Annotated in this window: 11 protein-coding genes; 5 read left to right on the top strand and 6 right to left on the bottom strand. The window is 46.5% G+C overall.

The window, feature by feature from the left end:
* The 5 genes from B3180_RS12175 to B3180_RS12195 all read left to right on the top strand — a co-directional run.
* Positions 1 to 1,380 (top strand): GGDEF domain-containing protein (locus tag B3180_RS12175; RefSeq protein ID WP_286844818.1); only part of this gene is annotated, 1,380 nt, incomplete at its 5' end.
* Positions 1,381 to 1,453: 73 nt separating this feature from the next.
* On the top strand, positions 1,454 to 2,809 hold the full coding sequence (gene ppnN, locus B3180_RS12180; protein WP_054488189.1) for a nucleotide 5'-monophosphate nucleosidase PpnN: 1,356 nt from the start codon (positions 1,454 to 1,456) through the stop codon (positions 2,807 to 2,809).
* Between the two features lie 7 nt (positions 2,810 to 2,816).
* Positions 2,817 to 3,203 carry a DUF3192 domain-containing protein gene (locus tag B3180_RS12185; RefSeq protein ID WP_222235471.1) on the top strand — a complete coding sequence of 129 codons (387 nt, stop codon included), beginning with the start codon at positions 2,817 to 2,819 and terminating at the stop codon, positions 3,201 to 3,203.
* Complete coding sequence (locus tag B3180_RS12190) at positions 3,200 to 4,723, top strand: hypothetical protein (RefSeq protein ID WP_278358749.1); 1,524 nt, start codon at positions 3,200 to 3,202, stop codon at positions 4,721 to 4,723. Before B3180_RS12185 ends, B3180_RS12190 begins: the two co-directional genes overlap by 4 nt.
* Positions 4,724 to 4,829: 106 nt before the next feature.
* Positions 4,830 to 5,834: an isocitrate dehydrogenase gene (locus B3180_RS12195; RefSeq protein WP_199494893.1), complete on the top strand. Its 1,005-nt coding sequence runs from the start codon at positions 4,830 to 4,832 to the stop codon at positions 5,832 to 5,834.
* A 44-nt stretch (positions 5,835 to 5,878) separates the two neighbouring features.
* Here B3180_RS12195 and rlmM read toward each other — a convergent pair whose 3' ends face one another.
* The 6 genes from rlmM to mmsB form a co-directional block, all read right to left on the bottom strand.
* Positions 5,879 to 6,988, bottom strand: coding sequence for a 23S rRNA (cytidine(2498)-2'-O)-methyltransferase RlmM (rlmM, locus tag B3180_RS12200; RefSeq protein WP_054488194.1), 1,110 nt, complete (start codon positions 6,986 to 6,988; stop codon positions 5,879 to 5,881).
* Positions 6,988 to 7,368, bottom strand: a complete 381-nt coding sequence (locus B3180_RS12205; RefSeq protein ID WP_054488196.1) for a DUF423 domain-containing protein — start codon at positions 7,366 to 7,368, stop codon at positions 6,988 to 6,990. The genes rlmM and B3180_RS12205 overlap by 1 nt, the downstream gene beginning before the upstream one ends.
* Positions 7,365 to 7,988: an alpha/beta fold hydrolase gene (locus B3180_RS12210; RefSeq protein WP_278358750.1), complete on the bottom strand. Its 624-nt coding sequence runs from the start codon at positions 7,986 to 7,988 to the stop codon at positions 7,365 to 7,367. Before B3180_RS12210 ends, B3180_RS12205 begins: the two co-directional genes overlap by 4 nt.
* Positions 7,988 to 8,887 carry a transcriptional regulator GcvA gene (locus tag B3180_RS12215; protein WP_054488199.1) on the bottom strand — a complete coding sequence of 300 codons (900 nt, stop codon included), beginning with the start codon at positions 8,885 to 8,887 and terminating at the stop codon, positions 7,988 to 7,990. Before B3180_RS12215 ends, B3180_RS12210 begins: the two co-directional genes overlap by 1 nt.
* Before the next feature lie 97 nt (positions 8,888 to 8,984).
* Positions 8,985 to 9,749 carry an SDR family oxidoreductase gene (locus tag B3180_RS12220; protein WP_278358751.1) on the bottom strand — a complete coding sequence of 255 codons (765 nt, stop codon included), beginning with the start codon at positions 9,747 to 9,749 and terminating at the stop codon, positions 8,985 to 8,987.
* 20 nt (positions 9,750 to 9,769) lie between these two features.
* A partial coding sequence (mmsB, locus tag B3180_RS12225) for a 3-hydroxyisobutyrate dehydrogenase (protein ID WP_286844827.1) occupies positions 9,770 to 10,637 on the bottom strand: 868 nt, incomplete at its 5' end.

Raw genomic sequence — 10,637 nt, forward strand, 5'->3', positions numbered from 1 at the left:
GCGTTAAGTGGTGTTGATACGGAGCTGGACACTCTGCTGCATAAGCTGCGCGGACACCTGCAGCAGAATGCTTCTGCGGCCGTTCTCGAGCCAATTATGCAGAAGCTTAGCGACGCAATATCGCAGCATACGATTCGTTTGCAGACACAGCTAAAGCTAACCAACGAAAGCATCCGTCAGGCGCTGGCTTCAATTAAACCGCACGATAATAACAGCCGCTCTAAACTGCAGCGTGTCGCCAGCGAATTTGAGCAACCGACAATGACGGTTTCTCACTATCTTCCGTTGATGAACCAGTTACTGGCACTTTCCTATCAACAGCCTGCTGTTAAGACAGAGACTCAAGTTAGTCAGTACCAGAGCCAATTGCTCGACTTACTAAGCGAAGTTGAGTTTTCAGGAAACGCTGCCGATACTCTGCGACAAATGAAAGTTGCCCTGCAAAAACCGCAGACAAGTGAAACTCTGCTCGCCATCACTTTAAAAATCATGCGGTTAGTTTTCAGTAACATTAATGATGAACGAAAGTCGGCACAGCATTTCTTAAAGCAACTGAATGCTTCGCTGGAATCGGTTCAAAGTGTGCTGGGTAAAACTATTAATCATTCTTCAGACTACGCTGACCAGCGCGTTCATCTGAATCAAAAACTGAAAAATGGCGTCTCAGAAATTAGTGCTTGTGTCACCGATGCCTGTGAGCTTTATGATTTAAAAGAGTCCGTTGGCAAGCAGTTACAGACGTTAAGTGAAACGCTGAATCAACACTTGAAGTTGCATGATGAAGAGCGTGAAAACTTTAACAGCAACACGCTGGAGATAAAGCAGCAGCTAAGGGATACCGAAGCTCAGGTCGAGTACTACAAAAAAGAATTAGCAAAGCAGCAGTTTCGTAGCTTACAGGATAATCTGACCAAGTTACCCAACCGGTCGGCTTTTGAGGAACGCCTGAACCTTGAGTTTGAGCGTTGGGTAAAAGGTGAGACACAGCTTACTATCGCGATAATAGACGTCGACCACTTTAAAAATATTAACGATAACTTCGGTCATATTGCCGGCGATAAAACTCTGCAAGTTATTGCAGGAACCCTCAGCAAAGCACTCAAAGAGTCAGGTTTTGTCTGTCGCTACGGTGGCGAAGAGTTTGCTATTATATTCTGTTCGGATGATCGGGAAGCTTATCAACACATCGAAAATGCACGGGGAAAAGTTGCGACTATTCCGTTTAAATTTAAAAGTGAAGACATTCGTATTACTATTTCAGCAGGAATAGCGAAGTGTCAATACAACGAAGATACGCCATTAGCGGTTTTCGAAAGAGCAGATAAAGCTCTATATAATGCAAAAAATAGCGGGCGCAATAAGGTCATGAAAGCGAAATAGAAACCAAACGCACGACCAACGCCGGCACAAGGATGACGCCGAGTCATCGTTTTTACAGGAGTATGAAAACATAATGAGAGCAAGCATTTCTCCAAGAGGCAGTATGTCTCTTTTGTCACAGCTCGAAATAGAGCGTTTAAAGCAGTCCTCAAACAGCCAACTTTATAAATTATTCCGTAACTGCTGTCTTGCGGTTTTAAATGCCGGTAGTAACACCGACAGCAGTGCTGAAATCTACGATAAATACAAAGACTTCGCAGTTAATATTATTCGCAAAGAGCGCGGCATTAAAATTGAACTTATAGAGCCACCCGCTGAAGCTTTCGTTGACGGCGAACTGATTGTTGGAATACGTGAACTGCTCGAGTCTGTATTACGTGACATTCTTTTTACCGGAGACCGTTACTCGGAAGAAGAACTTAAAGACGCTGATAGCGCTACCCTCACCCATGTGGTATTCGATATTTTACGCAACGCCCGCACCATTCAGGCGATGCAAGAGCCGGACATGGTAGTTTGCTGGGGAGGCCACTCCATTAATGAAGGCGAGTATAAATACACCAAAGAAGTGGGTTATCAACTCGGTTTACGAGGCCTCAACATCTGCACAGGGTGTGGCCCTGGAGCAATGAAGGGTCCAATGAAAGGCGCTACTATCGGACACGCTAAACAGCGCATTAGCAGTGGCCGTTACTTAGGTCTTACAGAACCCGGGATTATTGCAGCAGAACCACCTAATCCTATTGTCAATGAGCTGGTTATTCTGCCTGATATTGAAAAACGTTTGGAAGCTTTCGTGCGCTGCGCGCACGGAATTGTGATTTTCCCGGGTGGCGCGGGTACAGCAGAGGAACTGTTGTATTTACTTGGCATTTTGATGCACCCGAAAAACCAGCAACAAAGTTTGCCCGTAATTTTGACAGGTCCCGAAAGCTCTAAAGACTACTTTGATGCTTTAGATACTTTTATCGTCGATACGTTAGGCGAAGACGCCCGCGGTTTTTACCGTATTATTATCGCAGACCCTGCCGGTGTCGCTCAGCACATGCACGCGGGTATGGCGGCGGTAAAACAGTATCGCCGTGACTCAGGCGATGCTTACTACTTTAACTGGACCCTCTTTATCGATGAAAACTTTCAGCGTCCTTTTTATCCGACTCATGAAAATGTTTCATCGCTTAACCTGCACCCAGAGCAGCCCAAAGAAGAACTTGCCGCTGATTTACGTCGCGCCTTCTCTGCCATTGTTGCCGGTAATGTGAAGGACGATGGTATTCGCCAAATTAGAGAAAAAGGCGTATTTACTATTCATGGTGAAAAACAGTTAATGAAGCGACTTGACGTATTGTTAAGAGCATTCGTCGAACAGGGTCGTATGAAACTGCCGGGTTCGGTGTATCATCCTTGTTATAAGGTTGTTACTGACTGAAGGATTTATGAAAAATAAAGTCTTTGTCATACTTGCTATTGGTGCCGTAAGTTATCTGGCTATTGTCGGGGCAGTACTGATGCTTTATCAGGCTGACCCCGCCGATTTGCAGTGGCAGGAACGGGAAACCTACAACGCCAGACAAATTGGTCAGTTGGATCTCGGTATGTCCAAAGACAGCGTTATCCGAATTTTGGGCTCCCCGGATATCAACGAAGCAAAAGCCTCACCCAAAGGTGACATGCAAGTATTGTTTTATCGTACACATCACGTGACTTCTGACGGTATCACTACGAAAGATGAGTGTACCCCTCTGGTTTTCCGAGACAATGAGCTCATCGCCTGGGGTAACGATTCATACCGCGACTATCAGGATAATCAGAGGCGGGAATGAATAAACTGACGGAGTGTTGTGAAAAAGCCGGTAATTTACTGAAACAACACGATATTCGTCAGCTTTATCGTTTAGTTCAGTTTATTGATGAGGAATACCAGCAAAACCGCTGGCCGGAGCTTCTTCCAATTTATGCCGAGCAACACTATCCGGAAGACAAACACGCGATAAGTGAGATACTTGCCGTTTGCGTTAACGCCTTAAAGTGCGGTTATCAGTGGTCTTTACACACCCATTATCGCCGAATTCTGGCTGCGGCCTGTATCAGTGCAAAACTTAATCCCGACCCTGGCTATTGGAAACAGCGTCAGCTGCGACAATCGCTGTGGCTTTCTGCTTTAGAGACATTGACGTTAAGCTCGCCCGATATCGTCGTATTTAGATACTGGGTTGAAGCATTGACTCAAGTGCAGCTAAAACGAATCGAACCCAGCCTGGTGTTTTTTCCGTTATTAAACGGAGATTTTCGCTACCGTTTCTGGGCGCTTCTAACCCAGCAAGACACCTTCTCAGTGCGGCTGACAGGCCAGAAGTTTTCGAATGAACAAAACAAACAAACCGCCGTATTGCTGGGGTTTGAAGGCAAGCATGCCGTCGTAGCCTTAATTCATAAGTTGGACAGTCCATTTTACCTGAGCCCGGAAGAGTCTGGAAATTGGCAAATAAACAATCGAGCTCTGACGAATGAACAACTCAACGCTCTGAGTAGCCATCGCTTAATGAAACAAGAGCAACAGAGCTCAGTACAGCAAACACCGCGTTCACTGTTAAAAGCGATTAATCGATACGCAAATGCAAATGGCGCCTTGAATGCCGTCATTCAACAGGTAAACCAGCTTCCTTTTTTAGCCAATAGTCTGCACGCTGCAGTCCAACAAAGTGAGCGTATTGGTTACAGCGAAGCGAGCCGTATGGATTTAAAACAGGCATACTTGTGGCTGGGTTCTAAGCGAGCTTCCGTAATTCTGGCCACTGCATTCCTGCAGCACCAGTTTTCTTTAAACACTATTCCTTTGCATAAAAATTTGATGCAAAAGCTCGGCTTATTAACCACTTTATTGCAGCGTTTATCAGATACCACAAGCATTAATTTACCCACACCGGCGCCGCTACTGGCTTTACTTTCAGGTTCCGACTTATTTCGACACCCAGAGCTGATAAAGTCCGCTAAATGGCCTCGGCCTAAATACGTTGAGCATTGCTACAGCACCAGTTGGGTAGGCTCAGCGCTGGATATTAGTGATTTTCGCCGGAGTAAGCAGTTGGTCAAACGCTGGCAGCTGCCTCCAGCTACTGAGCGCCTATTAGATCCAGATAAAGAAGAAAATGATGAGTTAAGTGCCCTTTTCTTTTTGTCACACTATTTGACCTTAAGCACTTATTACCCCGATGTATCATTAAGCAGTTCAGTCAAATCCCTGCTAAAATCCAGTTGTCAGCAATTAAAAATCGATGCTGATCAATTGACAAAAATTAAAACAAAAGCAGCCTTCGACAGTCATTGTTACTCACCGTTATAGTGCTTATTCGCGTGGTGAATAGTACAGAGCTAGTCAGTATTATCAACGCGGTGGTAGAATGACCGTTCCTGTTTTTTGTTGTAACACGGTTTAAAGGAAGCAATTCATGAGTAGAACCATCACAGTTATTCCAGGTGACGGCATAGGCCCGGATATCGTTAAGTCAGCAACCGCAATTTTAGATAAAGCGGGTTGTGACTTTCAGTATGAATACGTAGAAGCCGGCCTGACTGCTTTGGAAAAAACCGGAGAGCTATTACCGCAAAATACTCTTGATGCGATTGAACGTAACGGTGTTACTTTAAAGGGGCCATTAACAACCCCAGTTGGCGAAGGCTTTACTTCAATTAATGTCAGCCTGCGCAAACATTTTTCTCTCTACGCAAATGTGCGCCCTGTATTGTCCTTTAAAGGGACTCAGGCCCGCTATGAAGATATTGATATCATCACCATCCGCGAAAATACCGAAGGTATGTACTCGGGTTTAGGACAAAAAGTCTCTGAAGATGGTAATGAAGCTGAAGCTATGAGCAAAATCACGCGCGAAGGTGCAGAGCGTATCGTGCGGTTTGCTTATGAAACAGCGCGCCGCGAAGGTCGTAAAAAAGTTACGGCAGTTCACAAAGCCAATATCCTGAAGTCAACGTCAGGCTTATTCCTTAAAGTTGCTCGTGAAATTGCAGAAGAATATCCGGATATCGAGTCGACAGAAATGATTGTCGATGCGGCTTGTATGCGTCTGGTAATGAACCCGGAAGAGTTTGATGTGATTGTTACCACAAACCTGTTCGGCGATATTCTATCTGACCTTTGTGCTGGTTTGGTCGGTGGGCTAGGTATGGCACCAGGCGCTAACATTGGTAAAAACTGCGCCATTTTCGAAGCCGTACATGGTTCAGCTCCGGATATCGCCGGTAAAAACCTGGCAAACCCAAGCTCAGTAATTCTGGCTTCGATTCAAATGCTTGAATATTTGGGAATGCAAGAACAAGCAACCAATATCACCAAAGCACTGGCCGATGTCATTGCCAGCGGCGACCGTACAACTCGCGACTTAGGCGGTTCACACGGCACCACAGACTTTACTCAGGCGGTTATTGACCGGCTTTAAGATTTTCGGCATGGCCATGGCTCTCATGGCTATGCCGAAACGAGCTAGCTCCGTGGCAGCCAACGTAAGTGTACAGTGACTTCTTCACGGTCGTGATAAAGGTGTTTAGCCTGAATTTCAAAAGGCTTGGTGCCTTCAGTCTGAAGCTTATCGGTAATCTGACTCAAATACTCTTTCACCGCCGCATAGCGCTGTCGCATTGGCAACTTCAAGTTAAAAATGGCTTCTTCACAGTCACCTTCCAGTAACCAACTGGTCATCAACTCACCGACTCGTGCCGGCTTTTCAACCATGTCACAAACCAACCAGTTAATATTCTTACGTTTAGGACGAAACTTAAAACCATCTTCTTTAATATGCTTAACCTGACCTGTCTCCATTAAAGACTCAGCCATCGGTCCGTTATCGACCGCCTGTACCATCATGCCACGACGTACTAACTGATAAGTCCATCCGCCTGGAGCAGCACCTAAATCCACGGCTTTCATGCCCGAGTGAACACGTTTTTCCTGCTCATTTTCAGGTACAAACACCTGGAAAGCTTCGTCCAGTTTCAGGGTTGACCGGCTAGGTGCTTCTTTGGGCATACGTAAACGAACAATACCGCCTTCGTGCACTGTCTGGTTATAGCTATAAGAATACCCCACCAGCGCATGTGCCGAGTTAACAAATAACACGTGTAACATAGGTCGCTTAGCCAAAGGCTTATTACTTAAAAGCTCTTCTTTACGCAAGGCCTGGCGCAGTGGAACACTGAACTTCCGGCAAAACTTTGATAGCTGATTGGCTTCGTTGGTATCCGGCGTTTCTACTCGCAGTTCACCCGCTAAACCAAAAGTTTCTCTGTGAGGTTTCAGCACATCAATAACTTCGGACGCACGATCTTCAATACCGGCCAATTTTACCGGGCCAAGTAAGGCGAACATTTCTCGTGCAAAAACCAGATCTTTAAGCGACAGCTTACGGGCAATGTGTTCAGCTTCTTCATGCTGGCAGTTATAAGTGACATAGGCCTGATCAGGTTGAGTCTGACAGTAGCCGTAAACACCCAGCTCTGCCGTTTTATCCTGAATTTCAGCCGCACAATCGCCTTCAAACCCAGCGCGACACAGTAATACAATACCACTGCCTTTGCCGCTAACGATGTCTTTCATTAACTACCTGCTCCTAACTTCACTGCGCCAACTAACAAACTGAGCCAACCGGCAATAAATAACAATCCGCCGAGCGGCGTTATTGGCCCGAACCATTTAATGCCCGTCAACGCTAACGCATACAAACTGCCCGAAAACAAAATAACACCCGCCAACCATAAATAACCGCTGGCAACAAACCAAACCGAATGTGACTGCTTTAACCAAAGTGCTAAGGCAAATAATGCCAGGGCGTGATAAAACTGATAAGTAACACCAGTTTCAAATGCGCTTAACAAGTTTTCGCTTAACTTCGATTTAAGTCCATGGGCAGCAAAAGCCCCCAGCATAACGCCTGTACCGCCTAAAATGGCCGCCACAATTAAAAATAACTGACTCATTGAATGAACTCCTTAATAGCATCTGCCGCCTCTTGCCATAGCTTAGGCGTATCCGCCGCTTTGGCTTTTGTGGCGGCAAAACCGTGATCGGCACCCTCTAGCCATTGTAACTGCCAGTTGTGCGGTAGCTCCACGCATTGCCCCTGCTCCGCTCTTTTTAAAAGAGGCTTACTAAATGGGTCTCGAGTGCCCTGTAAAATAAGGCCGGGAGCCTGCGTCATTTCCAACTCTTCCAAACGTGACTTTTCCGGCTTATGCGGCGGATGAAACGGAAAACCCAGAGCAATTACTGCTTTCGCGCTGTACTTGTCAGCTAAGCGCAACATCACCCGGCTTCCTAATGACTTACCCATCAAAACTAACGGCTTATTATCTTGCTGTAATTCGCTCAGCAGCTCGTCAATTGCATCGACCAGCACCGGCATTTTATTAGGAGGTCGTTGCTTATCCGTTTCCCGGACCATTTCCCAATAAGGAAAATCTGGCCGCACAACTTCCGCGCCAAGCACCGCACCCTGCTCCGCAAAAAAATCCATAAACTCTGTATCCGGTCCACCACCTGAACCGTGCAAAAAAACAATACGAAAGGTTCCGTTCAAATTCTGCTGTTGATAGCGCATTATTGATTAAACTCTTGCTCTTCTTTTTGAACCAAGCCAAGTAGCCATTGACGGAAAGTCGCGATTTTACCTATCTCCGCCTGATTGTCACGACAAACAAGATAAAAGGCTTTATTCCGCTGCAAAGCCTGAGGAAAAATACGAACCAGGTGTCCGCTGTCAATTTCGGATTTAACCAGCACATTATTCGCTAAAGCAATGCCCTGTCCGTGAACCGCCGCCTGCAAAGCCAAACTGGAATGGCTGAATACCGGTCCGTTATCGCCTTTATACTGGGGCAACCCTACCAACTGAAACCAGTCCTTCCAGGCATTTCGGGTTTCATCATGCAGCAGCGTTTGTTTGAATAAATCTATCGGTTCTTGAATGTTGGCTTTGTCTAACAACAAGGGAGAACAGACTGGCCATAAATATTCTTCATGCAGCTGGTAAGCTTTTACGCCGGGCCAGCGGCCATCACCATAGTAAATAGCAACATCAACATCGTCCGTCAAAGAGCCACTAATTTCATCCACCGCTTTAATGCGTATGTCCATATCGGGGTGCTCTTCACGAAAACTACTGAGCCGTGGGACAAACCATAAAATAGCAAAGCTGGGGGGAACCGAAACGGTCAACGCGCCTCGTTCAGACACTAACCGAAGCTTATCGGTGGCCTGTGCCAGTTGTTCAAAAATATCCCGTAACTCTAAGTAGTATTCTTGCCCTTCTTCGGTCAGCAACAGCGAGCGGTTACGTCGAATGAAAAGTTTAAGCTCAAGGAAATCTTCTAACGCTTTTACCTGATGACTGACGGCCGCCTGAGTCACAAATAACTCTTCGGCTGCTTTGGTAAAACTAAGGTGACGCGCTGCCACTTCAAATGATTTAAGCGCGTTTAAGGGAGGTAATTTCCGCATGCCATTAATTAAAAAGCGTCTCTGTTTAGTAGATAACCTCCACTATAACAGAGACGCCCTTAGTTCGGCTATTTATCATTACTTTAACTAATGTGACTTACAGACGAACGCCGCCATCAATCTCGACCACACGGCCGCTGAAGAAGTCATTTTCAATAATGTAGCGAGCGCTGTGAGCAATTTCATTTGGCTGCCCCCAGCGTTTCAACGGAACCATAGATAACGCGCGATCAACCGCTTCGGGTTTCATCTGTGCCGTCATTGGGGTTTCGATAAAGCCAGGCGCAATGGCACCACAGCGAATACCGTAACGACCCAATTCACGAGCCCAGGTGACTGTCATGGCAACCACACCGGCCTTGGTTGCGGAATAGTTAGTCTGTCCCATGTTGCCGGCACGCGCGACACTGGAAATATTGATGATAACGCCTTTTTTACCGGCTTTTACCATCTGCGTTGCGGCTTCACGGCCGCATAGGAAGGTACCGGTGAGGTTCACATCCAGTACCGACTGAAATTGCTGCAGTGGCATCTTCTGTTTCAGTTCGCCGTCTTTGAATTTAATCAGCAGGCCGTCACGCAGCAGGCCTGCGTTGTTTACCAGCACATCAATACCATCAAACTCTTGCTGAATTTGTTCAAACACGGTTTCTACCGACTCTTCGTCAGTAATATCAACTTCATAGCCAACTACTTTGGCAGCACCCAGCTTTTCGCAGTGCTCCTGAGCTTCACCTAATACGTCGCCGTTAATATCGATAAGTGCAAGTTTAGCGCCTTGTTTGGCGAAATCTTCAGCCATTGCAAGGCCTAGTCCCTGGGCACCACCGGTAATAACAATAACACTGTCTTTAATTTGCATGTGCTTCCTCGTTTCTTAGGTTACTTCTGTGACTTAGGTGCCACATAATTAAAAATACTGGAAAAATCCTGACGACCGTGGCCTTGCTCAGACCAGCTATGGTAAAGATTACGAGTCAGTGACCCCATAGGCGTTGCTGCACCACTTTCTAACGCGGTTTGTTGCGCCAGGCCTAAATCCTTAGCCATTAAGTCAACCAAAAAGCCGCCCTGATAGTCGTTACTTGAAGGCACGTTGTCCATTACGCCAGGACACGGATTATAAACCTGTAAAGTCCAGTTGCTACCCGAGCTTGCCAGCATAATTTCCGATAAAACTTTCGGGTCCAGCCCGTTCGCCTTACCTAATTGCAGAGCTTCTGAAGTACCCACCATTAACACCGACAACAGCATGTTGTTGCAAATTTTTGCAATCTGTCCGGCACCGACATCACCGGCGCGGAAAACATTTTTCCCCATGTCGTTAAGCACGGTGCGAGCGCGGTCCACATTGGTTTCTGTGCCGCCGCAAATAAAGGTTAAGGTGCCGGCTTTCGCGCCACCCACACCACCAGAAACCGGCGCATCAATAAAGGCAATACCGGCTTTCTCGAGCTGTTCACCCACGTACATAGCGGTATCTGATGAAATGGTACTGCAATCAATAACGAGCTGATCTTTGGTCAGCTTATTAATTAAACCGTCGTCTCCAAGATAAACACCTTTTACGTGGCGGTCTGCCGGCAGCATAGAAACCACAAACTCAACGCCGTCGATGGCTTCAGCCGCTGTTTTCGCTGCCTGTGCACCGTCTGCAACTATTGCTTTCAGCGCGTCTTCCGATAAATCAAAAGCCTTAACGGTGTGGCCTGCTTTTGCCAGGTTGCTGGCCATAGGGCCACCCATGTTT

This window comes from Idiomarina sp. UBA4206, assembly GCF_002383015.1.
In the GTDB taxonomy this organism is placed as follows: domain Bacteria; phylum Pseudomonadota; class Gammaproteobacteria; order Enterobacterales; family Alteromonadaceae; genus Idiomarina; species Idiomarina abyssalis.